The following is a 24,918-nucleotide window of genomic DNA, read 5'->3' as shown; positions in this document are numbered from 1 at the left end:
CCGTCCTCAGCCCGCTCGCGCGCCGGCGAGCGCGGCGGCGTGCGCCTGCGCGGCCTGCTTCAACGCGGCCTGCTCGACCGGGCCGACGCCGGCGCCGCGGGTGGCGCGCTCGACGTACTCGGCGACCGAGCCGACGATCTGGCCCGGATTGCCGATCACGATGCTCAGCGGCGGAATCGTGCCGCGCACCACCGCGCCGGCGCCGACGATGCAGCCCGCGCCGATGTCGGCGCCGGGCATGATGATCGAGCCGGTGCCGATGAAGGCGTGGCGGCCGATCGAGATCGGCTTGATCCGCCCCTGCGGCTTGTCGAATTTAAGCCCCAGCTCCTTGGCCACGGTATGGATCGCCCAGTCGTGGGTGAGGATGCGCACGTTGCTGGAGATCGTGCAGCCCTGGCCGAGGCGGATCAGCGAATAGTCGGTGCCGTCGAACCAGATCTTGGCCGACAGGTAGTTCGGCCGTTCCTCGATCTGCGCGCCTTCCGAGCGCAGGAACCACGCGTACAGACGCGTGACCAGGCCGGGCTTGATGAACCAGCCCAGGCGGATGAGGCTCAGCACGATGGCTTTCTTGAGCAGGCGAAAGGCTTTCATGGGCTTGCTCCTATCAAGTCTTGCTTTGCGCCGCGGACCAACGCAGTTCGCGGCGGTTGCAGGTGGCGAAAACGATGAGTTGCACGCTCGAGGCGACGGCGTAGGCGACCGCCACGCCGGTCGCGCCGGCGCCGAGCTTGAGCGCCAGCGCCGCCGCGCCGATCAGGCTGGCGGCGAAGGCGGCGTTGCCGATCAGCAGCACGCCGGGGCGGCCGTCGGCGGTGGCCTTGCGCATCAGGATCGTGGTCGGCGCGGTCGCCACCGCCGACAGCAGCAGCCATTGCAGCGGCACGATCGCTTCGGCATAGGCCGGAGCGAAGCGCGCCACCGCGATCGGCGCGGCCATCGCCAGCACGCCGGCGATGCAGGCGGTGACCACGACCAGCAAGGCGATGGACTGGCGCAGGGTGGCAGCGGCTTCGTCGCGCGCGCCGCGCACGATCGCCGCCGACAGCATCGGCAGCGCCGCGTTGGCGACCACCCCCATGCCGAACAGCAGGATCGAGCGCGCCTGGTTGCCCAGGGCGAAATGGCCGAGTTCGGCGTCGCCGTGCGCGCTGTGCGCGAGCATCGCCATCGACAGCCAGATCGCCGGCATGGTCAGCAGGCCCGACAGCGAGGACGGCAGGCCCAGGCGCCAGACCACCGCCCAGTCCTCGCGCGTGGCCGCCGACCACGCCAGGCGTTCGCCGTGCTCGCGCCGGTAGCGGCGCAGCACGCGTTCCTGGCCGATCACGATCAGCCATTGCGCGGCGATCGAGCCGTACACCGCCCAGCCGATGTCGCGCTGGGTCGCCGCGCCCCACATGATCGCGAACACCACCGGCGCGGTCAGCAGATTGGCCACCGCCTGCTGCTTGACCTTGTGCAGCGCCAGCGCCACGCCGTTCTGGATCGCGCCGACGAAGCCGGTCAGCACCAGCAGCGAAGAACTGGCGTAGACCACCGCCAGGTCGCTGGAGCCGCCGAGCTTGACCGCGAGCGGATACGAGCAGGCCAGCAGCAGCGCGGCGAACACCAGCGAGGCCAGCACCGCCGAGCCGTACGAGACGGTCAGCGCGGCCGACACGCGTCCCTCCCCGGACGCGACGGCCTCGGCCACGATCTTGGTCGCCATCTGGCCCAGGCTCAGCGCGCAGAAGGTGGTGAACAACAGCGCGGTGGTCTGGATCAGGGTGAACTGGCCGAACGCCGCCGGGCCGAGGTAATGCGCGGCCGCCAGCACGCCGGCGAACAACGCGCCGCGCGAGGCCATCGCGCTGACCGCCGACAGGCTGGCGGTGCCGATCAGACGCCGCATCATCTTGCAGGGCTTCCGCAGCCGGACCTGGAACCGGGCGCTGTCGCGCTCAGGTCCAGATGCCCTTGGTGTCGACGATCTTCATGTGCTTGGGCATGACGTGTTCCTTGAAAGGTTTGTGATCGACCAGCAGCACCGCGATGTCGGCCTCGCGGCTGGCGGTGGACAGGTCGGACAGCACCACGTTGGGCGCGCTGAGCTTGGCCGGCAGGACTTCGATGTGCGGCTCCACCGCCAGCACCGTGCCGGCGTGGCGCTGCGCCAGTTCCACCGCGATGCCCAGCGCCGGGCTTTCGCGCAGGTCGTCGATGTCGGGCTTGAAGGCCAGGCCGAACACCGCGATCTTCAGGTCCTGCGCCTGCTTGCCGGCAGCCTTGGCCTCGTCGATGGCGGCGTCGATCTTGTCCATCACCCAGCCGGGCTTGCCGTTGTTGACCTCGCGCGCGGTGCGGATCAGCCGCGCCTCGTTCGGGGCGCTGTCGACGATGAACCACGGGTCCACCGCGATGCAGTGGCCGCCCACGCCCGGGCCGGGCTGGAGGATGTTGACGCGCGGATGGCGATTGGCCAGCCCGACCAGTTCCCACACGTTGATGCCGAGCTTGTCGCAGATGATCGACAGCTCGTTGGCGAAGGCGATGTTGACGTCGCGGAAGGCGTTCTCGGTGAGCTTGCACATCTCGGCGGTGCGCGCGTTGGTGACGATGCACTGGCCGCGCACGAAGCTGCCGTACAGATCGGCGGCGCGCTGCGAGCAGCGCGGGGTCATGCCGCCGATGACGCGGTCGTTCTCGATCAGTTCGCGCATCACCTGGCCCGGCAGCACGCGCTCGGGGCAGTGGGCGACGTTGACGTCGGCGGCTTCGCCCGCGTGCTGCGGGAAGCTCAGGTCCGCGCGCGCATCGGCCAGCCATTGCGCGAGCTGCTCGGTGGCGCCGACCGGCGAGGTCGACTCCAGCACCACCAGATCGCCCTTGCGCAGCACCGGCGCCAGCGCCTTGGCCGCGGCTTCGATGTAACCCAGGTCGGGCTGGTGATCGCCCTTGAACGGCGTCGGCACCGCGATCAGGTAAGCGTCGGCGTGTTCGGGCGTGGTGCTGGCGCGCAGCAGGCCGCCGTCGACCGCAGCGCGCACGGCGACGTCGAGCGCAGGCTCGACGATGTGGATCTCGCCGCGGTTGATCGTGTCCACGACCGAGGCGGTCACGTCGACGCCGATCACGCGCTTGCCCGCCGCGGCGAACGCGGCGGCGGTGGGAAGGCCGATGTAACCCAGGCCGATGACCGAGACGGTGTCGAAACTCATAAAGGCTCCAGTGGTCCTGCGTGGGGCAGGGGTGCTCAGGGATGCGTGATCAGCAATGCATGAACCCGCGCCGTCGCGCCCGCCAAGGGCGGCGACGGCGCAGGTGGGGGACTTACGCGGCCAGCAGCGAGTCTTCGCGGCGGAACTGCGCCAGGGCGGCGACGATGCGCTGGCAGGCCAGGCCGTCGCCGTAGGGGTTGTGGGCGAAGCTCATCGCTTCGTAGGCGGCGCGGTCGCTCAGCAGGCGGCTGATGCCTTCGCAGATCAACTCGCGGTCGGTGCCGACCAGGCGCACCGTGCCGGCGGCCACCGCTTCCGGCCGCTCGGTGGTGTCGCGCATCACCAGCACCGGTTTGCCCAGCGACGGCGCCTCTTCCTGGATGCCGCCGGAGTCGGTGAGGATGATGTAGGCGCGGTTCATCAGGTACACGAACGGCAGGTAGTCCAGCGGCTCGATCAGATGCACGTTGGCGATCCCGCGCAGCACGCGGTTGACCGGCTCGCGCACCTGCGGGTTCAAGTGCACCGGATAAACGATGTCGATCTCCGGATGGCGCAGCGCGGTGTCGCGCAGCGCCTCGCAGATGCGCTCGAAGCCGCCGCCGAAGCTCTCGCGGCGGTGGCCGGTGACCAACACCACTTTGCGCTCCTCGCGCAGGAACTCGAACTTGGCCGCGATGTCGCGGCGCAGTTCCGGCGTGCGTTCGATCCGCACCAGCACGTCCTTGAGCGCGTCGATCACGGTGTTGCCGGTGATGGCGATGCGGTCGTCGGGGATGCCTTCCTCGCGCAGGTTGCCGCGCGACAGTTCGGTCGGGGCGAAGTGGATCGCTGCCAGCGCGCCGGTGAGCTTGCGGTTGGCTTCTTCCGGCCACGGCGAGTACAGGTTGCCGGTGCGCAGGCCGGCCTCGACGTGGGCGACCGGAATCTGCTGGTAATACGCCGCCAGGGTCGCGGCCATCGTGGTCGAGGTGTCGCCGTGGACCAGCACCACATCGGGCTTGAGCTCGGCCAGCACCGTCTTCATCCCGGTCAGGATCGCGGTGGTGACGTCGGTGAGGTCCTGCTTGGGCTTCATGATGTTGAGGTCGAAATCCGGCTGGATCTCGAACAACTGCAGCACCTGGTCGAGCATCTGCCGGTGCTGGCCGGTGACGCATACGCGCGCGTCGAAGCGCGGATCCTGGGCCAGCATCTTGGCCAGCGGCGCCATCTTGATCGCTTCGGGGCGGGTGCCGAACACGCACAAGGTCTTGATCGCCGGGCCGCCGAGTTGGACCGAGGCGGCGGTCGCGGGCATCGGCGGCAGCGGTGCGAAGCCGCCGGCGGCGGCGTTTTCGCCGAGCGCGCCGCGGGCGTAGGCGGGCGCGCCGTTCGCCGCAGGCGCGGAGTCGCGCCCGGGTTGGCGCGCACCGCGGCCGTCGCCGAGCGGGCCTTGCGGCGCGAACGCGAGCTGGCGCGGCGGGCGCGGCAGCCAGTTCGGCAGCTTGTTGCGGTCGCCGTTGCTCAGGGTCAGCGAGTACACGCCGAGCATGGCGAAGAACGCGGCCAGCCCGAGCAGGATCGGCAGGTTGCGCAAGGTGTAGCCGATCGCGACGAAGGTGCAGGCCAGGCCGACGATGGTCAGCAGCGCGGTCTTGGGCGAACGTTCGCGGTCGAGCAGCAGGTAGTGCAGGTGCTGGCGGTCGGGCTTGAACGGCGACAGCCCGCGGCGCACGCGCCGGTACATCAGGTTCAGCGTTTCCAGCAGCGGCAGGGCGATGCACCACACCGCGTCGGCGGCGTCGATGCGGCTGGGGCCGCGCTGGCTCAGGTAGATCAGGCTCCAGGCCATCACATAGCCGATCAGCATGCTGCCGGCGTCGCCCATGAACACCTTGCGCCCGCTGATGCCGCCGAGGTTGACGAACAAGAACGGCAACAGCGCCACGAACAGCAGCGCCAGGCTCGGCAGAGCGCCCTTGTCGAGCACGTTGCCGCGGTCGAACAGGAAGATCGCGCCGATGCACACCAGGGCGATGCTGGCGGCGAGCCCGTCGATGCCGTCGAGCATGTTGAAGGCGTTGATGGTGCCGACCACGGCGATGACCGTGACCGGTACGCCGAGCCAGCCCAGGTGGATCGGCCCGGTGCCGAACAGATCGCCCAGATCGTTCAGCCATACGCCGCTGCCGGTGATCATCAGGCCGACCGCGATCGACTGGATCAGCAGGCGCGAGCGCACGCTGAGGTCGCGCGCGTCGTCGAGCGCGCCCAGCGCGACCACCAGGCCGGCGGTGGCCAGCAGGCTCATGCTGTAGCGGTCGCCGAGCTGCAGGTACAGCGCGCCGGCGAGCAGGCCGAGGAAGAAGCTGATGCCGCCGATGACCGGAACGGCGCCCTTATGTTGCTTGCGGGCGTTGGGCCGGTCGACCAGGCCGAGCCTGGCGGCGCTGGGATACAGCGCGCTCATCGACAATGCAGTGACTGCGACGCTGAGCGCGCCCGCAATGACGAATTGTTCTTTCATCATGACCGTCGTTTCCAAGGTAAGTCTTCGGTAGACCCATCCGACGACCGCCCCCTTCGGTCAATACGTGTGTCGCTGCGCCGATCCTTGCGCTTGCCCGCCGTTTCGGCCGGACGTTGCGGTGCGCCGTCAGCCGGCGCGCCGCCTGTGTCTTCGCCTGCATCGTGCGAGCGCGTCGGCCGTTGCGATGACGCTCGGGCGTGCGTTGCTTGCGGATGCGGAAAAAACGTTTCGCTGTCTTTCGCCGTGAGCTTTCGCTTCGCTGTCGCACTCTCGGCGGACGGCATCGTGCCACTCTTGCGTTGCGAAATACTGTGCGCCCGTAAGTCGTTTCTCGATGGGATTCAGGAACCGTGAGTGGTTGCGCATCTGCAATGGTTCGGAAATTTTTCTATGCCAACGCGAGTGCTTGACATCGCATTGCGCATTCGACGCATAAGGCAAAAATCGCGGGAATTTTGGTGATTTCGCGTGGGCGACGGCAGGCGCGCACGCGCACGCGCCGTCGAGCGCGCGCCATGCGCTCGATGAGCGGCCGCGTCCGGTGCGGATGGTTGCGATGGAAATCATCGAATGCTTTCCTCTCGCGCAAAAGAAACTTGCTTGCCGGCGGCTAGGCGCCGGCGCGGTACTCGTAGCCGTAGGCGTAGTGGGTGTCGTGGCGGCGTTCGACCGCGTTGAACACCGCGCCCTTGAGTTCGATGCCGTTCTGCTCGAAGCGCTGCATCGCCAGCGCCAGCTCCTTGGCCGGGTTCAGGCCGAAGCGCACCACCATCAGGCTGGTGCCGGCGTGGCGGCCGATGATGGCCGAGTCGGTCACCGCCAGGATCGGCGGCGTGTCGACGATGACCAGGTCGTATTGCAGCGCCGCGGTCTTGAGCAGCGCGCCCAGTTCCGGCCGCATCAGCAGCTCCGACGGATTGGGCGGGGCTTCGCCGCGGGCGATGAAGTGCAGGTTGTCGATCGGCGTGCGCCGGATCGCGGTGGCCGCGTCGATGCGGCCGGCGAGCAGGTCCGACAGGCCGTTGCGCGGATCCTGGCCGAGCACCTTGTGCAGGCTGCTGCGGCGCAGGTCGCCGTCGATCAGCAGCACGCGCTGGCCGCCCTGGGCGATGGTCGCGGCGAGGTTGGTGGAGACGAAGGTCTTGCCGGCGCCGGGACTGGAGCCGCAGATCATCAGGATGTTGTTGCTGGCTTCCAGGCGGGCGAAGTGCAGGGCGGTGCGCAGGCTGCGCATGGCCTCGATCGCCAGGTCGTTGGGCGCGTCCAGCGCCAGCAGGTGCGGCTTGCCGTTGCCGCCGCCGGCGCGCAGCTTGCGCCCGGCCTTCTCGTGGTCGCGCTGGTAGGCGCTCATCGGGATCGAGGACAGCACCGGCAGGCCGATCTGTTCGATCTCCTGCACGTGCTCGACCCCGCGGTTGAGCATCTGCCGCAGGAACACGTAGCCCACGGCCAGGAAGCCGGCCAGGAAGGTGCCGATGGTGACCACCAGCGCGCGCTTGGGTTTGACCGGCTGGCTGGTGTCGACCACCGCGCGGTCGACCACACGCGCGTTGCCGACCGTGCCGGCGCGGGCGATGTCGAGCTGCTGGGCCTGGTTGAGCAGGTTGGTGTAGGTGAGCGTGCTGACCTGCACTTCGCGGGTCAGCCCGATCAGTTCCTGCTGGGTCTGCGGCAGGGTGCCGATGCGGTCGTTGATCTTCTGCTTGCTCGCCTCCAGCTCGCCGATCTGCGCCATCAGCGCCTTGTAGGCCGGATGCGCGGGCGTGTAGCGGCGGGTCACTTCGGCCTGTTGCAGGCGCAGCTGCGAGATGCTGGTGTCGAGCGAGACGATCTGGTCGAGCAGCGACTTGGCGTCGAGGGTGATGTCGACAGTGTGCGCCTGCGACTGGTACTGGGCCAGGGTGTGCTCGGCCTTCTCCAGGTCGCGGCGCACGTTGGGCAGCTGCTTGTTGACGAACTCCAGGCTGCTGGCGGCCTCGGCGGAGTTGCGTTCGATGTTCTGGCGGATGTACTGGCGGGTGATCGACTCCAGCGTGGCCTGGGCCAGGTCGGGATCGCGCAACTCGTAGCTGAGCTGGATGATCCCCGAATCCTTGGCCTTCTCGCTGGCGGTGAGGTTGTTCTGCAGCGCGGCGATGATGCCCAGGCGCGAGAGCTTGGTCAGTTCGAAGCGCATGCCCGGATGGGCCAGCAGGCGTTCGACCTTGAGCCGCGCGCCGCCGCCGACCGCGAGCTGGCCGGCGTCGCCGCCGAGCAGGCGCTGGTCCTGGTCGTCGAACAGTTCGAAGCCGCCGTCGGCGCCGGCGATCAGGGTCAGCGGCTTGCCGATCAGATCGTCGGGCACTTCGAGTTCGGCGATGTCGAGGGTTTCGCCGCCCCAGCCGTAGCGGTTGAGGCCGAACCACGGCGCGGCTAGTTCGTTGCCGGTGGCGGGCTGGAAGCGGCGCGCGATGGCGGCGCCGAGCACGGGGAAGTACGCGGGCTCGATCTGCAGATCGAGCTTGAGGTCCTCGACCGCCTTGCCCAGCACGGTGCGCGAGGTCAGCAGCGAAATCTCGGTCATCGCCTGCGGCGCCGAGTCGGTCAGCGCCTGCGATACCGCGGTGAGGCCGGGCAGGGTCGGGGTCTTGGACTCCACCTGCACCATCGCGTTGGCCTGGTACACCGGAGCGGCCAGCAGCGCGTAGGCCGCGCTCAGGGCGAAGCCGAGCGCGATCGCCGCGCCGATCAGCCACTTGTGGTCGAACAAGGTGCCCAGCAGCGCGGCCAGGTCGATTTCGTCGCTCGCGCCGGCGTCCTGGCGCGGGCCATGCGTGGTGGAAGCTGCCGCCATTGGGGGGAAGGCCTTGAGTGAAGTGGAACGGCGCGCCCGTAGGCGCGTCTCAAGCGGAACGCGAACGTGCCCGCAACTGCGAGCGCGCCCGCAAACGCGCAGCGCTCAGACGCGCGCAACGCTCAGAAGTACGCTTTCCAGCGATTCACGCCCGAATCGATGAGCTGGTAGGCGCGCTCGAAACTCTCGCGCGATTGCCGATAGGGGTCGGGAATGCTGGTGTTGTCCAGCCATTTGCCTAGCAAGTAGGTTTTTCCTCTCGCGTGTGGGTACGAACGGAGCACGGCCTCGCTGTGCCACGGCTCCATCGTGAGGACCAGATCGGCCGCATCGATCATCGAGCGGTCCAACTGGCGTGCGACATGGGATTGCCCACTCAATCCCTGTCCGGACAGCACGGCCTGTGCTGTGGCGTCGATCGGATGGCCGGCCAGGGCCTTGAGCCCGGCGGATGCGACCGTTACGTTTTTCAACTCGCGACGCAACAGTACTTCCGCGGTTGGACTGCGGCAGATGTTGCCGACGCATACGACCAGAACATTTCGGAACACGCTTGAAACCTGTCGTTATGAGCCGTCCGTGCCGCGTTGCGCTGGCTGGCGCGGTGTTGCGGATCCGCCCCCCGACGGGTCCGCGACGAGGCGGCAATGTATAGAGCAGGTCATGACACGGTCAACACGAACTCCACACGCAAGGGCCAAGTCGTGACGCGGATCACCCCGCCGCTTTTTGTTTTGTTCAAGCGCTGCGCGTTTTTCGCAACACTTCAACGCGAACGTTAAACATTCGTTCTCGTTCGGCGATGTTGGCATCGTTCCTGCATTGCATCGTGTTCGTTGCGGCCTCGCCGCGGCCGCTTTGTCGAAACCTCAGCTGTATCGAGGTCGCGCCATCGGCGAAACGTGATGCGTTTCCGCGGTGCGTGCGTGACAGCGATGCGCATGGGCTGGCTATACTGCGCGGCACGGGGGCTTGGCCATTACTGACTGCGACGCTCACAGCCCCATGCCGCCACTTCGCATCGACACATCGCCCCCGCACGCCGCCGCGCATCCGCGCCGCCGCGTGCGGCCCGCGGCGGTTTCGCGTACAGGCCCGCCGCCGCTGCGACGCGCTGCCTCATCGCGTGTCCCCTCATCGCGCATCGCACCGTCCCGCGTCGAATCCGCGCGGCCGCGGCGCGTTCCCATCGTGTTTCCGCTTTAGAGAATCTTTCCGCATGATCAAGATTTCGGGCGTCGCGGCCTTGGCCGCCATCGTCGGACTCGGCGGCTGCGCGTTCGCGCCGGGCCAGTTCATTTCGCCCGGGCAGTTCGCCCGCAGCGGCCTGGCCCAGGACGGCCACATCCAGATGGTGGCGATCACGCCGACGTTCCTGTCCGCGCAGGAGCGGGTGGAAACCTCGGTGCCGATCGAGCTGTTGTCGTACCAGCCCGAGGCTTACCGCATCGGCCGCGGCGACACCTTGTACATCACCATCTGGGACCATCCCGAATTGACCTCGCCGGCCGGCACCCAGCAGCAGACCGCGGCCAACGGCCGCCTGGTGCGGCCCGACGGCACCTTGTTCTATCCCTATGTCGGCATGATCCGCGCCGAGGGCCTGACCATCGAGGAGCTGCGCGCGCAGATCACCACGCGCATCGCCCATTACGTGCAGAGCCCGCAGGTCGACGTCAGCATCATCGATTACGGCAGCCAGCGCGTGACCTTGCAGGGCGCCTTCGTCAAGACCGAGCGCCAGTCGATCACCGCCACGCCCTTGACCCTGGCCCAGGCCATCGGTGCGGCCACGGTCGATCCGATCCGCGCCGACCTCGCCGGCTTCGTGCTGACCCGCGACGGCCGCCAGTACCGGCTCGACCTCGACGAGCTCAACCGCGGCGGCTCGGTGGCCAAGGACATCTACCTCAAGGCCGGCGATCACCTGTTCCTGCCGTACAACGACCGCAAAGAGGTGTATGTGGTCGGCGAGGTGGTGCGGCCGCAGGCGATGACCTTCAAGACCACCGACCTGACCCTGACCCAGGCGCTGGGCCGCGCCGGCGGCCTCAATCCGCTCACCGCCAAGGGCCAGGCGGTATACGTGATACGCGGAGTGGAAAGCCAGGAGAAGCAGCCGGCGACGATCTTCCACCTCGACGCCAAATCGCCGGCGGCGTTCGCGCTGGGCAGCCAATTCCATGTGCGCGCCGGCGATGTGGTGTTCGTCGGCCCGGCCGGGGTGACCCGCTGGAACCGCTTCGTCAACCAGTTGCTGCCGCTGTCCAACATCGTCAACAACGCCGCCAACACCCAGGACCTGCTGGATCGCTGACCGCGGCGCGGCTTTGCGGCGTGTGGCGTCCCGCGCGCGCGGCGCCCGCTCGCCGCCGGGCGGCGACGCGCGCGCTGCTGCGGCGCGCGCTTGTCTGTTAAGTTTGGCCGTCTTGCGCCGGCGTGCGGCGCGAAAGGGAGCGGCGAGACTTGGAAGGCGACTACGCACAACTGCGCACGGCCGGGGTCGACCTGGGCGGTCTGATGACCGTGCTGGGCCAACACCTGTATTCGACCCCGCTGGTGGCGCTGCGCGAACTGGTGCAAAACGCGCACGACACGATCGTGCGGCGCCGGCTGGAAGACGCGCAGGCGCCGGCGGCGCCGCGCATCACCGTCAGCGGCGACCTCGCCGCGCGCACGGTGCGGGTGACCGACACCGGCACGGGCCTGACCGATGCCGAGATCCATCAGTACCTGGCCACGGTCGGCGTCGGCTACACCCGCGGCCTGCGCCAGTCCGGCGCCGGCGAGGACGAGCTGATCGGCATGTTCGGCCTGGGTTTCCTGTCGGCGTTCGTGATCGCCGAGCGGGTCACCGTGCACACCACCTCGTATCAGCAGCCCGGGCGCGGCTGGCGCTACCAGTCCAGCAACGGCGAGCAGTACTCGCTGACGCCGGCGCCGGCGCGCGAGGTCGGCACCGTGGTCGAGCTGCTGCTGCGTCCGGAGCACGCGCGGCTGGCCGGCGAGGACTATCTGGCGCGCGTGCTCGGCCGTTACTGCGCGCTGCTGCGCGTGCCCATCTACATCGGCAGCGCGGCCGAGCCGGTCAATCCCGAGCCGCCGCCGTGGCGCGACCCGGACGCCGGCAACGAACATCCGGTGCAGGCGCGCAAACGCCAGTTGCGCTTCGCCAGCCGTTTCGAGTCGCAGTTCGAGCCGATCTGCGCGCTGCCGGTGGCCGCGCCCGAGCACGACCTGCGCGGCCTGCTGTGGGTGCAGGACGGCGGCACTTACGGCAACAGCGACAACCGCAACCTGTCGGTGTTCGTGCGCGGCATGCTGCTCGACGACGACGCGCGCGAGCTGCTGCCCAGTTGGGCCGGCTTCGCCGGCGGGGTGATCGAATCCAGCCGGCTGATGCCCACCGCCAGCCGCGAAGACCTGCAGCGCAACGACGCCTATCGCGCCGCCCAGCACGCCATCGCCGAGGCGCTGATCACCGGCCTGGCGAGCCTGGCGCGCGAACAGCCCGAGGCGTGGCGGCGGATCCTGGCGCGGCACAACGAGGCGCTGCTCGGCGCAGCGTTGTGCGATGCGCGCCTGTTCGAGCTGCTGGCCGGGGAAGTGCGCATTCCCAGTTCGCACGGCGAACTGCGCGCCGGCGCGCTGCGCCGCGACGGCGTCATCCATGTCGGCCTGGGCGGCGGCGGCTTCGAGGACATGCTGTTCCGCATGCTCGGCGTCCCGGTCGCGCGCGGCGACCGTTACGCGGTGCTGCCGTTCCTGCGCCAGTGGGCGCAGCGCCACGGCGGGCGCCTGATCGAGATCGGCACCGAGCAGGGCAACCGCCAGTTGTTCACCGAGCAGCCGCTGCCGGCCGAAGAGGTGGAGTGGCTGCGCGAAGCGCTAGGCGACGGCGAGCGGCTGGTGCCGGCGCGCTTCGCCCCGGCCGAACTGCCGCTGATGGCGGTGCCCGACCGCGAAGCCGAGCTCAAGCGCCGGCTGGAAAGCGACGAGGCCGACAAGCGCATTTCCATGACCGCGCTGCGGCTGGTGCGCGGCTTCACCGCCGGCATCGACGGCTCGGCGCCAGCGCGCTTGTACGTCAATCTCGACAATCCCGCAGTGGCGGCGCTGCTGGCGACCGCGCGCCGCGATCCGGCCGCCGCGGCGCCGGCGGCGCGGTTGCTGCGCGCGGTCAAGCAGTTGATGGACAGCCACAGCGAACACAGCGAAGCCGACGGCCAGGAGCCGCGCCTCAACGGCGCGCTCGCCGCCATCGGCGAAAGCGCGTTGCGGCTGCTGCCGCCTGCGCCAGAGTCCTGATGCCGGCGGCCGGCGTTCGCCGCTGCAGCGCAGGCCGGCCGCACCTGTTTCTCCCAACCCATTCGCCAAAGCGACACAGCCAGACGGGGACCCCGATATGGACATCTTTCAGTGGATCGAAGACCTCAGCGATGAACTCAACGAAGCCGGCCAATACCGGCTGGTCGAGCTGATCAACCGCATTCCCAACGAACTGCACGAGAACCATCCCGAGCGGGTCGAGGCGATGCTGCCGGAGGCGCTGGCCGCCGCGCGCGCGCTGCAGCACCCGTGGCTGGAGGTGTTCTTCCGCCATTGGGGCCTGCAGAACCGCATGCGCAACCTGGCCGAGGGCGAGAAGGCGTTGCCCGAAGCGGTGGCGCTGCTGGAGTTCGCCCATCGCGACCAGACCCAGCAATGCCCGCAGTCGGTGTGCGTGACCCAGGACATCGCGATCTGCTACGGCAACGTCGACGGCCCGGGCTGGGTGCCCGAGCGCCTGGCGGTCAGCGAGGAGACGCTGGCGCGGATCGAGCCGAGCCGCAATTGCTACGACTGCATCAGCCGCGAGTACGCGCTGGCGCTGATGGACGACGAGCGCGCCGCTGAGGCGGTCGATTACCTGCAGCGGCAAGCGCAGAACATGCGCCGCGACGGCGCCGAGCCGGGCGTGGCCTATCGCGAGACCCAGGCCGCCGCGCTGTTCCGCGCCGGCCGCCTGGAGCAGGCGCTGGCCGAACTGGCGGCGATCGACGCCGAAGACATGCTCGACGACGACGACGGCGACCGGCTCAGCCGCCGCACCTTTCGCGCGCTGATCCTGGCGCGCATGCAGCGCATCGACGAAGCCTGGGAAGCGCTGCCCGAGTACGGCCCGCTGATCGTGCCGCTGCTGTATCCGCGCTGGTCCGAGGCGATCGCGCTGATCGCGCAGGCGCGGCCGGAGCACAACCACTGGCGGCTCGGCCGCCTGCTGATGTCGATGGCCGCGCACATGGACCAGGTCGGCGCGCACCGGCGCTGCATCGAACTGGCGCTGCGCCACGGCGAACTGGCGCTGCTGCGCAACGCGCCGTGGAGCGCGCGCCGCGCGCTGGAGCTGGCCCGCGGCCATCTGTCCGGGCTGCGCGCCGATCTGGGCGCCGCGGCGCTGATCGACGCCTTCGCCGCGCGCGTGGACGCCGCCGCGGGCGGCGAGTTCGCGCTGCCGATGCCGGCCGAGCAGGTCTACGAACACGTGCGCGGCAACGAGGGCTCCGATCCGGAACAGGACATGGAGCTGCTGCAGGCCGCCTACGCCCAGCGCCGCGACGACGGCGCGCTGGCCGGCCTGCTGGCCTCGGCGATGCTGGCCTGCGGCGCGCGCGCCGAAGCGCTGGCGCATCTGTGGGAGTTCGTCGGCCGCCATCCCGGTTCGGAAGAATCGCCGGCCGGGCAACTGCTGGAACAACTGCTCGACGGCGACGACGCCGGCGCCCAGGTCGAACGCCTGGCCGCGCTGCTGCAGCCGCAGCGCGCGGCGTTCGCGCACTGGTGCCGGGCGCAGCTGGCGTTCCGCCATTCGCGCTGGCGCGAGGTCGGCGAACACGTGCAGCGCCTGCTCGAGGCCGCGCCCGACGCCGACGGCGCGCGCCGGCTGTGGGCGCGCGCGGCGATGGAGGAACGCGATTTCGCCCAGGCCGTGGGCCTGTATGCGGAACTGGCCGAACGCGCCGAGCAGCCCGGCGGCGACGATTGGGACCTGATGTCGGCCGCCAGCGCCGCCGGCGACTGGGACGCGGTGCGCCGCGCCGCCGCGCGGCTGGGCATCGAGCTCACCGGCAGCGAGGGCCCGGTGCGCGAAACCTGGGGCTGGGTGCGGGTGCGCTACGAGCGCGACGGCGAAAGCTACGACTGCCTGGCCCGCCGCACCGGGCCGGTCACCGCGCAGGTGGCGACGGTGGCGCCGCCGGGCCGCACCCAGCACGTGCGCGACGAAGTCGTGTTCGACGCCGCGCCGCTGGAGCAGGCGCCGGAGGACGAGGCCGAACGCGAGCGCTGGCTGGCGCCGTTCCGGGTCGTCCACACCCTGCATCGCGCCGACTACCGCAGCTGGTTCGTCGACGGCGCCCACCCCGGCGAACCCGCGTTCGAAGCCTTGTGCGAAGCGGTGGACGCGCTGGACTGGTCGCTGTGGGTGCGCAGCGGCGACGACTACCGCGTGCGCGATCCGGCCAGCGAAGAAGAGGGCGCGCTGGCCGGCGTGTTCTTTTTCCTGGCCACGCCGCCGCAGCTGGCGCCGGTCGAGATCGACCGCCGCCTGCACGAACTCACCGCCGGCTGGGAGCACCCGCTGAGCTGGCAGCAGCTGGCCGAGCAGGCTGGCGCGGATGTGTCGCGGCATGAGGCGGTGGTCGAGGCTTACGGGCTGTAACGACGCAGGAGCGCTGCGCCGACGGCGGATAGCCGCCGGCGCGCACTGCGGGCGCCGGCGGTTCGCCGTGCGCCCGCCGGTGTATACGCTTCGCTGCGCTTTCCGCCCGGTGCGCAACGCGCCGGGCGAGGGGCAGGACCACGGCCGGCGCCGCGCGCCCGGCTATCGATCAATGCTGCCGCATACCGCCCCAGGCCGCTGCGGGACGCAAAAATCGCCACGCATCATCGCAACGCCTGCGACCGAACCGGCCCAGACTGACGGCTGCCGGATGCCTCATCGCGCCCGCGCAAGCGCCGGGCCGCATGCGGCGTGAGCCCCGGCGGTTCTTGTTACATTCGTCCCGCGATCCCGTCGCCTCCGCCGTCCCCGGCGGACCCGCCGCGACGGCGCGGACCGCGCAAGCCGGGCCCTCGTGCATGCGCGCGAGCGCGCCCGACAACTTCAGTGTTCGCACAAGGAGCAGGAATGGAAGACCTGTATTGCGACGACGCGCCCGCGTCGCCGGTGGAGTGGTCGGCGCTCGCGCCGTTGCTGCGCGAGGCTTTGGGCGAGCAGGCCGCCGCCCGCGCCGGGCTCGGCAGTTTCGTCCAGCTCGGCGGCGATTCGCTCGCCGCCATGACTTTCGCCGCGCGCCTGCAGCGCGAGCATGGCCTGGACGTGTCGCTGAGCGATCTGCTCGGCGGCGCGCCGCTGGCGCAAGTGCTGGCCCAGGCGCGCGCGGCGCCGCCGCACGCTGAAGCGGACACGCAAGCGCACGCCGCGGCGCAGGCCGAATCCGGCACCGCGGTGCCGCTGGGCCAGGAAGCGATGTGGGTGTCGGAACTGGCCCTGGACGGCCCGCCGCACCATCTGGTGTTCGTCGCCGCCATCGACGGCGCGGTCGACATCGCGGCGATGTCGCTGGCCTTCGACGCGCTGGTGCGCCGGCACGAAGCGCTGCGCACCGCGCTGCGCCACACTTCGGAAGGCCTGCGCGCCGAACCCTTGCCGGGCCATCGCGGCGCGCTGCGCGTGCTGCATGCGCAGTTGGACGAAGACAGCGAGGCGGCGGCGCTGGCGCGGGCGCACGCGCTCGGCCGCGAACTGGCGGCGGCGCGTTTCGATCACGCCCACGAGCCGGCCCTGCGCCTGGCCCTGGCGCGCTTTTCGCCGCAGCGCCATGCGCTGCTGCTGTGCGCGCACCATCTGCTGCTCGACGGCTGGGCCATCGGCCTGCTGCTGCGCGAACTGTTCGCGCGCTACGACGCGGCGCTGCGCGGCGATCCGGCCTTGCCGGGCGACGAGCGGCCGGCGCCGACCTTGCAGGCGCTGCTGCGCTGGCAGCAGGCCGAATGCGAGGCCGGTCGCCATCGTCGTCAGGCCGGGTTCTGGCGCGAGCGCCTGGACGAGGTGCCGGCGCTGGTCGAATTACCGTGCGCGCGGGCGCGCCCGCCGATCCAGAATTCCGCCGGCGAGCGCTGGCGCTTCGACCTCGGCGCCGAACTCAGCCAGCGCGTGCGCGCGCTCGCCGCGGCCGCCAGCACCACCGATTTCGCTCTGCTGTTGTCGGGTTTCGCTCTCGCGCTCAAGCGCCACACCGGTTTGAGCCGGTTCCCGCTCGGCGTACCGGCGCCGAACCGGCCGACGCCGGAGCTGCAGTCGCTGATCGGGCTGTGCAACAACATCGTGCCGGTGGTGTTGGAGATCGACGAGGACGCCGACGCGGCGATGCACGCGCGCGCGGTGCAGGCCTCGCTGGCCGCGGCGCTGAGCCACGCCGGCCTGCCGTACGCGCAGATCCTGCAGGCGGCCGGCGCCGGCGGCGAGGCCGCGTTCAATCCCTACGTGCAGGTGGTGTTCTCGATGCACGACCGGCTGATCCCGCACGAACTGCGCGCCGGCGGCGCGCGGGTCGCGATCGAAGACGGCTTTGGCGGCCGCGCTGCGTTCGACCTGACCGTGTTCGTCGAGCGTGCCGATCCGGCCTTCGCCGGCGAGATCGAATTCGCCAGCGCGATCTACGATGCCGCCGCCGTCGCCAACCTGTTCGAAAGCTGGCGCGCTGCGCTGGAGGAATTGACCGCGGCGCCGCAGCGGCCGGTGCAGGACGCGCGCGCGATCTCGCCGGCGCAGCGCGCGCTGCTGGACCGGCTCAACGACACCGCGCGGCCGCTGCGCGAGATCGCCATCGAAACCGCGTTCGCGCAGCAGGCGCGGGCCACGCCCGACGCGCCCGCGGTCGAGGACGGCGAACTGCGGCGCAGCTACCGCCAGCTCGAACGCGACAGCGCCTTGCAGGCCGCGCGCTTGCGCGCGGCGGGCGTGGGCGAGGGCGATCACGTGCTGCTGCGGCTGGACCGCTCGTATGCGGAAATCGTCGCGCTGCTCGGCGTGCTGCGTTGCGGCGCGGCCTATGTCGCGCTCGAACCGGATCCGGCGCCGGCGCGCCTGCAGGCGATGTGCGCGGCGCTGCGCCCGCGCGCGATCCTCGCCGCGGCCGGCGACGCCGTCGCCGCGCAGGTCGCCGCGCCGCGGGTCGAACCTTGGTGCGAGGCTTGGGATGGCGAAGACACGCCAGCCATCGGTCCCGATTACGCCGGCGGCGAGCGCGTCGCCTACGTCGCTTTCACCTCGGGCACCACGGGCACGCCGCGCGGCGTGCGCGTGCCGCATCGCGGGGTGATGCGTCTGGTCGATGAGCCGGGCTACTGCGAAGCCGGGCCCGGACAGCGCATGTTGCGCTTCGCGCCGTTGGCCTTCGACGCCTCGACCTTCGAAGTGTTCGCGCCGCTGGTGGCCGGCGGCTGCGTCGTGGTGCATCCGCCCGGCCTGCCGACGCCGCAACAGCTCGGCGCGTTCCTGGAAGAGCGCGGCGTGACCGCGGCCTGGCTCACCGCCGGGCTGTTCCGTCTGGTCGCCGATTTCGCCGCCGACCGCCTCGGAACGCTGCGCTGCCTGCTGGCCGGCGGCGACGTGGTGCCGGCGGCGCAGAGCCGCCGCGTGCTGCGGCTCAACCCCGGCCTGCGCCTGGTCAACGGCTACGGCCCGACCGAAAACAGCACCTTCACCACCGTGCACCGCGTGGACGATGCCGACGCGGTCGGCGACCCGCTGCCGATCGGCGTGCCGCTGGCCAACACCACGGTGTGCGTGCTCGACGAACGCGGCCGCGAATTGCCGCCCGGCGCGCTCGGCGAACTGCACACCGGCGGCGCCGGGCTGGCGCTGGATTACCTCGGCGATCCGGACCACACCGCCGCGCGCTTCGGCCATTTCTGCAGCGACCGGCCTGGACGGCTGTACCGCACCGGCGATTTGGCGCGGATCGGGCCGGAGGGCGTGGTCCACTTCCACGGCCGCCGCGATGGGCAGGTCAAGATCCGCGGCCATCGGGTCGAACTGGAAGACCTGCGCCGGGCGATCCTCGACCTCGCCGGCGTGCGCGACGCCACCGTGCGCGCGGAAACCGGCGACAGCGGCGACAAGCGCCTGTTCGCGGCGGTGGCGCCGGTCGCCGGCGTCGCCGCCGATGCGGCCTTCGTCGACGGCCTGCGCACGCAGTTGAAGCTGAGCCTGCCGGGCTACATGCAGCCGGCGCGCTGGCTGGCGCTGGAGACGTTGCCGGTGACGCGCATCGGCAAGGTCGATTGGCGCGCGATCCAAGCGCTGGCAGCGGCGCAGCCCGCATCGCCGCCGGCGCAGGCTGCGGCGGCGCGCGCGGACGAGCCGCGCCGCGGCTGGCGCGGCGAACTGGCGCGGGTGTTCGCCGAAGTGCTGGAGCTCGAACGCGCCAGCGACGAGGACGATTTCTTCGACCTCGGCGGCGATTCGCTGCGCGCCGCGCGCCTGCTGGCGCGCATCCGCGAAACCTGGGACGCGCAGATCAGCCTGCGCGAGTTCTATCCGACCCCGACCCTGGCGCACCTGACCGATCTGGTCGCGCGGCGGGTGGAGGTGTCGGCATGAGCGCGATGCTGCAACGCTGGCGCCGCGCCGGCGACGCGCCGCGCGCGCGCCTGTACGCCTTCGCCCATGCCGGCGCCGGCGCGGCCGACCTGCGCGCGTTCGCCGCGCACGCGCCGGCGTGGCTCGACGTGGCGGCGGTGCGCCTGCCCGGGCGCGAGCGGCGCGTCGCCGAACCCTTGCCGCAGTCGCTGGCCGCGGTGGTGGACGAAGCGGCGGCGACGATCCTCGGCGAGTGGCGGACGGATCTTCCGGTGTTCCTGTTCGGCCAATGCGCCGGCGGCCTGATCGCGTTCGAGACCGCGCGCCGGTTGTGCGCGCAAGGCGCGATGCCGGCGGGCCTGACGCTGTCGGCGCCGCCGAGCCCGGACCAGGATTTCGCCGGCGCCGCGCAGATCGCCGCGTCCGCCGATTTCGCCGCGAGCATGAACGCGATGGGCGCGCTGCCGGACGAAGTGTTGGCCGATCCGGTCCTGCTCGATGTGGTGCTGCCGGCCTTGCGCGCCGACTTCGCCTTGTTCGAAGGCTACCGCAACCGCGCCGACGCGCCGCTGCCGTTGCCGGTGCTGGCCGTGGCTGGCGATGCCGATGCGCTGTCGCCGTTCGCCGCGCTGGCGCAGTGGCGGCCGCGCAGCGGCGGCGGCTTGCGCGCTTGCGAAATCGGCGGCGGGCATCTGCTCGCCGCGGAAACGCCGCAGGCGTTGATGGCGCTGGTGGCCGGGTTCGCGCTGGAGCGATTGCCGGAGCAAGAACCAGCGCAAGAGCCTGCCTGACTCGGCGTGCGGTCTGGCGGCTACCGTGTCACCGATCCGCGCCACGGCGGTGCGTCGCGCCGCCGCGCGCCTGGGCATGGAACTCAGCAGCAGCGGCGGCCCGGTGCGCGAAACCTGGGACTGGGTGCGGGTGCGCTACGAGCGCGACGGCGAAAGCTACGACTGCCTGGCCCGCCGCACCGGGCCGGTCACCGCGCAGGTAGCGACGGTGGCGCCGCCGGGCCGCACCCAGCACGTGGCTTTAAGATCGGCCGAACAAGGCTACTTTCGGCTTCCGCTGAGCGGTAGGTCGGGACCGACGTAAACCTCTTAGAGTCGAAATCCTCCACGCTTACGTCTCAGGGACGGTATGGACGAGAAAATTGCGAGCACCATCGATAGGCTCAAAGACTGGAAACAAGTTTCTCAGTTCGAGTCGAACGCGAGATCATCCGGGCGCATGACCGAAGAGATGGGGCGAGCGCTGCACGGGCGAGCGCTTGTATTGGCGCAGGAGGAGGTAAAGGCGGCGACCGGCTTCGAGTTAACGGGGTTGAGCGAGGCTGAGGCGAAGATTCTCAAAGCGATTACTGAGTACGTCGCACTAAAGCGGCGTGGCGGGAGCAATGCTAATCGCACGCTCGAACAGGTCAAACGGCGTGGATTCATCGGCGCTGCAGAGGTCTCTGTCGAGAAGGCGAAGCCGACACAAGGGTTTCTCGAGTTGTCGCAAGCCGGTCGAGGAGATCTTTCTTACGAGAACATCGTCGTACAGCACCCTGGGGAGTTCTCGGAGAGGACGCTTTGGTATGCGCGCAGGACGTTGAGATTGGGGGGCGAATCCGAGCAGGCTCCGGCGGACATTGCCGGCGTTACGCAATCCAGAACCGAAGCGATGTTGTTGTGGCTGCAGGAGTTGGCGGAGGAGAATGCCGGCCGGCTCCCCGAGTTCACGAACGCCGAACTTGCGAACGCCATTGGCTTGGATGGTATGGGGCGCTTCGGACGTTCCCAGGGCAATATTCAGTCGCGCATCGATTTTGCTTGCTTCAAGTCCGGCCTTCCACCGCTGGGGCTGGCAGCGGCTGCGCCGTTCGATGATGCGTGGCAAAACGATCCCGGCGATTGGGAGTTTCCTGTAGCTGCAATGCAGGTAGCGGCGAGGAAGCGGATATGGACCGCGGACGACTTTCAGCGTGTCCTGGAGCGCACAAGGACGCTGCAAGCCATCATCCATCCGCTATGGCGAGAAGCCATGGCATCCAGCAACGAAAGCGTGCGTACCTGGGCGTTCGGCATGGCTTGGCCTGAAGTCCCCCAGGACGAGGAGCAGGCCGCGCATAAGCAACCTAGGTGGGCGAAAGATGAGCTGATTTTGGCTTTGGATCTATACCTGCGCAACCGCGCGTCACCGCCGGATAAGCGAAGCCCCGAGGTCGCCGATCTCTCCGCTTTCCTCGGCCGCCTAGGAAGAGTGCTCGGGAATTCGCAGGGGGACACTTTCAGGAATGAAAACGGCGTTTACATGAAGATGATGAATTTTCGGCGGTTCGACACCGAATTCATCAAGCATGGGAAAGTCGGGCTCTCCAAAGGCAACAAGGACGAAGAATCCATTTGGAACGAGTTTTCGGCATATCCCGAAAAGCTGCTGGCAGTAGTCGCTGCGATCAGAGCGACTTTGGAGCTTGCAGAAGCGGGTGGCGAACTGGATCGCGATGAGGACGGCATTGAAGAGGCTCCGGAAGGGCGTCTTCTGACGAGGTTGCATCGCACCCGGGAGCGCAGTCGCAAGCTCGTCGATCAGCGCAAGAAGAAGTTCCTCCAAGCTCATGGGCGTCTTTTCTGCGAAGCTTGCGGTTTCGATTTCGCTAAGGCATACGGGGAGGGGCTCGAGCAAGTGATCGACTGTCACCATACCAAGCCGGTTCATACGTTGGTCGAGGGCGATACGACCCGTTTGGACGACCTTGTGCTTCTTTGTGCGAACTGTCATCGAGCTGTGCATTCGTGCCGCCCTTGGTTGTCGATGGAGCAGCTAAGGCAGCGGCTGCAACGCGGCTCGTAGAGTGGGGCGCGTTTTTCGTTAGCGCGGTGGGCGGCCGGCTACGAGCCCAATATCGACGAAGTCGCCGCTGCGAGTTGTTCGTTTGGTTATCTCGGACTAGCTCTGCCGTAGCGCATCGCAAGGCGGGGTTTCGCGGAGAGATTCCGCAGGTCGCCAACAGACCGAAAAATAGTGCAAAAATTTCTGAAACCGATCGCGCGGTTGCACCGGGACCCCGCGCCCGTTAGCGTGTGGACGATTGGCATATGCGACGCTCCCAAGCCTGCCCAGCCTTCGTCTTCTGGACTTCTTCATGACCTCACGCCGTCGTTTCCTGCACAGCTCGCTGCTCGCCGCCGGCGCCGCCGCGCTGCCGGCCTTGCCCGCGCTCGCCGCTGCCGATGCCAAGGCCGCGCCGCCGCCGGCGCCGAAAGCCATCGATGGCGCGCGCGTGGTTTCGACCTGGGACTTCGGCGTCGGCGCCAACCAGGCGGCGTGGAAAGTGCTGGGCGAGGGCGGCGCGGCGCTGGACGCGGTCGAGGCCGGCGCGCGCTGGGCCGAGGCCGACCTGTGCAACGCCACGGTCGGCCGCTGCGGCAATCCCGACCGCGACGGCGTGCTGACCCTGGACGCCAGCCTCATGGACGGCGACGGCCGCTGCGGCGCGGTCGCCGCGCTGGAAGACATCGCCCATCCGGTCAGCGTCGCGCGGCGGGTGATGGAGCGCACGCCGCACGTGTTGCTGGTCGGCGCCGGCGCGCAGCAGTTCGCGATCGAACAAGGTTTCCCGAAAGAGCCGCTGCTGACCGACAAGGCGCGCGCGGCCTGGAACGAATGGCGCAAGACCTCGAAGTACCAGCCGGTCATCAACGCCGAACGCCTGGACAACGCCAAGCCGGGCGACAAGCACAACCACGACACTCTCGGCATCCTCGCCATCGATCGCGCCGGCAAGCTCGCCGGCGCCTGCACCACCAGCGGCATGGCCTGGAAGCTGCACGGCCGGGTCGGCGATAGCCCGATCATCGGCGCCGGCCTGTATGTCGACAACGAAGTCGGCGCGGCCACCGCCTCGGGCGTGGGCGAGGAGATGCTGCGCAACGCCGCCAGCTTCCTGGTGGTGGAGCTGATGCGCCAGGGCCGCAGCCCGGACGAGGCCTGCCGCGAGGCGATCGATCGGGTGGTGCGCAAGCGTCCGCAGGCGAGCAAGACCTTGCAGGTGTGTTTCCTGGCGATCAACAAGCACGGCGAGGTCGGCGCGCACGCGCTGCATCGCGGCTTCGTCTATGCGGTGTGCGATGCGGGCAAGCGCGATGCGTTGCTGGATGCGCGGTCGGTGTATGCGACCGAGCAGACTTGAGGCGGCTGTCGTGCGTGCTTTCGCGGCGATTTCGCGTATGGGCGTTAGGTTGGGTCGGACGGAATTGAGGCAAAGTCCTTGAACGCGATCGATAAACCGTTATTGGAAATTTCTGCCGGCTCTTTGACCTCCGCACTGGCCGCGCAGGACGGCGGCGCCGACCGCGTGGAGCTGTGCGACAACCTCGCCGAAGGCGGCACCACGCCGTCCTACGGCGTGCTGGCGGTGGCGCGCGACCGGCTGCGCATTCCGCTGTATGTGCTGATCCGCCCGCGCGGCGGCGATTTCCTGTTCGATGCGGCCGAACGCGCGGCGATGCTCGCCGACATCGAGGCCTGCGTGCGGCTGGGCTGCGATGGCGTGGTGATCGGCGCGCTCGATGCCGACGGCGAGGTCGATGCGGCGGTATGCCGCGAGCAGATCGCCGCGGCCGGCGCGCTCGGCGTCACCTTCCACCGCGCCTTCGACGCCGCGCGCGATCAGAGCCGGGCGCTGGAAGCGGCGGTCGCGCTGGGTTGCGAACGCATCCTCACTTCCGGCGGCGCCGCCGATGCCTACACGGGCGCCGCGCGCATCGCGAGCCTGGTCGAGCAGGCGGCCGGACGCATCGCGCTGATGGCCGGCGCCGGCGTCACGGTCGACAACATCGCCGAACTGGCGCGGCGCACCGGCGTGCGCGAGCTGCACGCCTCGGCCAAGGGCCCGCGGCGTTCGGCCATGCGTTACCGCAACGAAGCCCTGGCCGGGCTGTCGCCGGACTGGAGCCAGAGCGATGCGCAGCGGGTGCGCGCGCTGGCGGCGGCGCTGCGCGGCTGAGCGCATGGGCTGCGAGTACGACGCGCTGCCCGACGATCCGGCGGCTTATCGGCGCCGCCGCGCGCAGTTGATCGAAGCGGCTGCGGGCTTACCGAGCGTCTGCCGCCGCGTCGGCGAACGCGAGCTTTGGCTGCGCGATCCCGCCGGCCCGGCCGAAGGCTGGGACGAGGCGCAACTGGTGTTCGGCGACGACTGCGTCCGCCTGGCCTGCATGACCCCATTGAGCGCAGCGGTGCGCGCGGATCTGCGCGCGTTGCCGCAATTGCTCGGCGGCGCGCGTTTCCTCGACGACGACGGCGAGGCGGCGGCGTTCTGAATCGGCAGTTCGGCGCGGGCCCGGCCCGGGGGCGGGCGCGTCGCGACCCGCGTCCGCGCAGCCGACGCCCCGGCCGCGTGCCGGCGGGCGTAAAGCGGCCGACGGCGGTCGCGGGTACGCCCGTGGTCGCAAGGGTTACGGCCCGCCGAGGCGAAGGTCGGGCCGCAGGCGGGGGCAGGGGACGTTGCCGCCGAAAATCGCCTCGCGGTGCAGCACCGCAAGTCAGCGGTCCCGGGCGCCGCCCGCGGCTCCGGCCGTCCGCCCATCCCCGCCAAGCCAGCCTCGGCAAAACAAACACTTAGCTTCGGCACAGTCCGCCGGCCCCGTCCGCGGGCGGCGTAACACAGCCATGTTGCTGCGCCGCGTCATGCAACCTGCGGCGAGGTGGTGCTTAATTTAGATCGATCCAATGTGGGGATTGGAGAGGCCGGGAG

The 24,918-nt window shown here is 69.8% G+C and carries 17 protein-coding genes; 10 read left to right on the top strand and 7 right to left on the bottom strand.

Features of this window, described 5'->3' with window-relative positions; translation table 11 throughout:
- Window positions 1-6 precede the first annotated feature (6 nt).
- From BLU84_RS15380 to BLU84_RS15350, 7 genes are all read right to left on the bottom strand, one after another.
- The gene (locus BLU84_RS15380) at window positions 7-597 is read right to left on the bottom strand and encodes an acyltransferase (protein ID WP_074868905.1); all 591 of its coding nucleotides are present in this window, start codon (window positions 595-597) and stop codon (window positions 7-9) included.
- Window positions 598-610: 13 nt separating this feature from the next.
- On the bottom strand, window positions 611-1,900 hold the full coding sequence (locus BLU84_RS15375; RefSeq protein ID WP_074868902.1) for an oligosaccharide flippase family protein: 1,290 nt from the start codon (window positions 1,898-1,900) through the stop codon (window positions 611-613).
- Window positions 1,901-1,946: 46 nt separating this feature from the next.
- Complete coding sequence (gene wecC, locus BLU84_RS15370; protein ID WP_074868897.1) at window positions 1,947-3,203, bottom strand: UDP-N-acetyl-D-mannosamine dehydrogenase; 1,257 nt, start codon at window positions 3,201-3,203, stop codon at window positions 1,947-1,949.
- Between the two features lie 112 nt (window positions 3,204-3,315).
- The gene (gene wecB / locus BLU84_RS28020) at window positions 3,316-5,712 is read right to left on the bottom strand and encodes a non-hydrolyzing UDP-N-acetylglucosamine 2-epimerase (RefSeq protein ID WP_170849177.1); all 2,397 of its coding nucleotides are present in this window, start codon (window positions 5,710-5,712) and stop codon (window positions 3,316-3,318) included.
- Between the two features lie 129 nt (window positions 5,713-5,841).
- Entirely contained in the window at window positions 5,842-6,282 is a 441-nt protein-coding gene (locus BLU84_RS26595; RefSeq protein ID WP_139175027.1) for a hypothetical protein, read from the bottom strand.
- Window positions 6,283-6,325: 43 nt separating this feature from the next.
- Entirely contained in the window at window positions 6,326-8,548 is a 2,223-nt protein-coding gene (locus BLU84_RS15355) for a polysaccharide biosynthesis tyrosine autokinase (RefSeq protein WP_074868894.1), read from the bottom strand.
- 122 nt (window positions 8,549-8,670) lie between these two features.
- Window positions 8,671-9,099: a low molecular weight protein-tyrosine-phosphatase gene (locus tag BLU84_RS15350; RefSeq protein WP_074868891.1), complete on the bottom strand. Its 429-nt coding sequence runs from the start codon at window positions 9,097-9,099 to the stop codon at window positions 8,671-8,673.
- A gap of 668 nt (window positions 9,100-9,767) precedes the next feature.
- On the opposite strand from BLU84_RS15350, the gene BLU84_RS15345 reads away from it, so the two are divergent.
- The 10 genes from BLU84_RS15345 (at window position 9,768) to BLU84_RS15300 (ending at window position 24,484) form a co-directional block, all read left to right on the top strand.
- The gene (locus BLU84_RS15345; RefSeq protein WP_074868888.1) at window positions 9,768-10,865 is read left to right on the top strand and encodes a polysaccharide biosynthesis/export family protein; all 1,098 of its coding nucleotides are present in this window, start codon (window positions 9,768-9,770) and stop codon (window positions 10,863-10,865) included.
- Window positions 10,866-11,014: 149 nt separating this feature from the next.
- Window positions 11,015-12,856: an ATP-binding protein gene (locus BLU84_RS15340; RefSeq protein WP_233431153.1), complete on the top strand. Its 1,842-nt coding sequence runs from the start codon at window positions 11,015-11,017 to the stop codon at window positions 12,854-12,856.
- Between the two features lie 97 nt (window positions 12,857-12,953).
- Window positions 12,954-15,248 (top strand): tetratricopeptide repeat protein, encoded by a 2,295-nt coding sequence (locus tag BLU84_RS15335; RefSeq protein ID WP_074868880.1) that lies wholly within the window; start codon window positions 12,954-12,956, stop codon window positions 15,246-15,248.
- Between the two features lie 468 nt (window positions 15,249-15,716).
- Window positions 15,717-19,196, top strand: coding sequence for a non-ribosomal peptide synthetase (locus BLU84_RS15330; protein ID WP_074868876.1), 3,480 nt, complete (start codon window positions 15,717-15,719; stop codon window positions 19,194-19,196).
- The gene (locus BLU84_RS15325) at window positions 19,193-19,966 is read left to right on the top strand and encodes a thioesterase II family protein (RefSeq protein WP_074868873.1); all 774 of its coding nucleotides are present in this window, start codon (window positions 19,193-19,195) and stop codon (window positions 19,964-19,966) included. The genes BLU84_RS15330 and BLU84_RS15325 overlap by 4 nt, the downstream gene beginning before the upstream one ends.
- A gap of 25 nt (window positions 19,967-19,991) precedes the next feature.
- The gene (locus BLU84_RS15320; RefSeq protein WP_139175026.1) at window positions 19,992-20,270 is read left to right on the top strand and encodes a hypothetical protein; all 279 of its coding nucleotides are present in this window, start codon (window positions 19,992-19,994) and stop codon (window positions 20,268-20,270) included.
- A gap of 45 nt (window positions 20,271-20,315) precedes the next feature.
- Window positions 20,316-22,013 (top strand): HNH endonuclease, encoded by a 1,698-nt coding sequence (locus BLU84_RS27530; RefSeq protein WP_211664550.1) that lies wholly within the window; start codon window positions 20,316-20,318, stop codon window positions 22,011-22,013.
- A 292-nt stretch (window positions 22,014-22,305) separates the two neighbouring features.
- The gene (locus BLU84_RS15310; RefSeq protein ID WP_074868866.1) at window positions 22,306-23,352 is read left to right on the top strand and encodes a glycosylasparaginase; all 1,047 of its coding nucleotides are present in this window, start codon (window positions 22,306-22,308) and stop codon (window positions 23,350-23,352) included.
- A 102-nt stretch (window positions 23,353-23,454) separates the two neighbouring features.
- Complete coding sequence (locus tag BLU84_RS15305; protein WP_233431152.1) at window positions 23,455-24,168, top strand: copper homeostasis protein CutC; 714 nt, start codon at window positions 23,455-23,457, stop codon at window positions 24,166-24,168.
- Window positions 24,125-24,484: a hypothetical protein gene (locus tag BLU84_RS15300; RefSeq protein WP_139175025.1), complete on the top strand. Its 360-nt coding sequence runs from the start codon at window positions 24,125-24,127 to the stop codon at window positions 24,482-24,484. Before BLU84_RS15305 ends, BLU84_RS15300 begins: the two co-directional genes overlap by 44 nt.
- Window positions 24,485-24,918 lie beyond the last annotated feature (434 nt).

Source organism: Lysobacter enzymogenes (assembly GCF_900106525.1).
Classification (GTDB): Bacteria; Pseudomonadota; Gammaproteobacteria; order Xanthomonadales; family Xanthomonadaceae; genus Lysobacter; species Lysobacter enzymogenes.
The sequence above is the reverse complement of the archived record's forward strand: the minus strand, read 5'-3'. Positions and strand labels throughout refer to the sequence as shown.

Coding starts and splice junctions, on each gene's coding strand:
- BLU84_RS15380 (WP_074868905.1), bottom strand. CDS start 597: ATGAAAGCCTTTCGCCTGCTCAAGAAAGCCATCGTGCTGAGCCTCATC.
- BLU84_RS15375 (WP_074868902.1), bottom strand. CDS start 1,900: ATGATGCGGCGTCTGATCGGCACCGCCAGCCTGTCGGCGGTCAGCGCG.
- wecC (WP_074868897.1), bottom strand. CDS start 3,203: ATGAGTTTCGACACCGTCTCGGTCATCGGCCTGGGTTACATCGGCCTT.
- wecB (WP_170849177.1), bottom strand. CDS start 5,712: ATGAAAGAACAATTCGTCATTGCGGGCGCGCTCAGCGTCGCAGTCACT.
- BLU84_RS26595 (WP_139175027.1), bottom strand. CDS start 6,282: ATGATTTCCATCGCAACCATCCGCACCGGACGCGGCCGCTCATCGAGC.
- BLU84_RS15355 (WP_074868894.1), bottom strand. CDS start 8,548: ATGGCGGCAGCTTCCACCACGCATGGCCCGCGCCAGGACGCCGGCGCG.
- BLU84_RS15345 (WP_074868888.1), top strand. CDS start 9,768: ATGATCAAGATTTCGGGCGTCGCGGCCTTGGCCGCCATCGTCGGACTC.
- BLU84_RS15335 (WP_074868880.1), top strand. CDS start 12,954: ATGGACATCTTTCAGTGGATCGAAGACCTCAGCGATGAACTCAACGAA.
- BLU84_RS15330 (WP_074868876.1), top strand. CDS start 15,717: ATGGAAGACCTGTATTGCGACGACGCGCCCGCGTCGCCGGTGGAGTGG.
- BLU84_RS15325 (WP_074868873.1), top strand. CDS start 19,193: ATGAGCGCGATGCTGCAACGCTGGCGCCGCGCCGGCGACGCGCCGCGC.
- BLU84_RS27530 (WP_211664550.1), top strand. CDS start 20,316: ATGGACGAGAAAATTGCGAGCACCATCGATAGGCTCAAAGACTGGAAA.
- BLU84_RS15310 (WP_074868866.1), top strand. CDS start 22,306: ATGACCTCACGCCGTCGTTTCCTGCACAGCTCGCTGCTCGCCGCCGGC.
- BLU84_RS15300 (WP_139175025.1), top strand. CDS start 24,125: ATGCGCAGCGGGTGCGCGCGCTGGCGGCGGCGCTGCGCGGCTGAGCGC.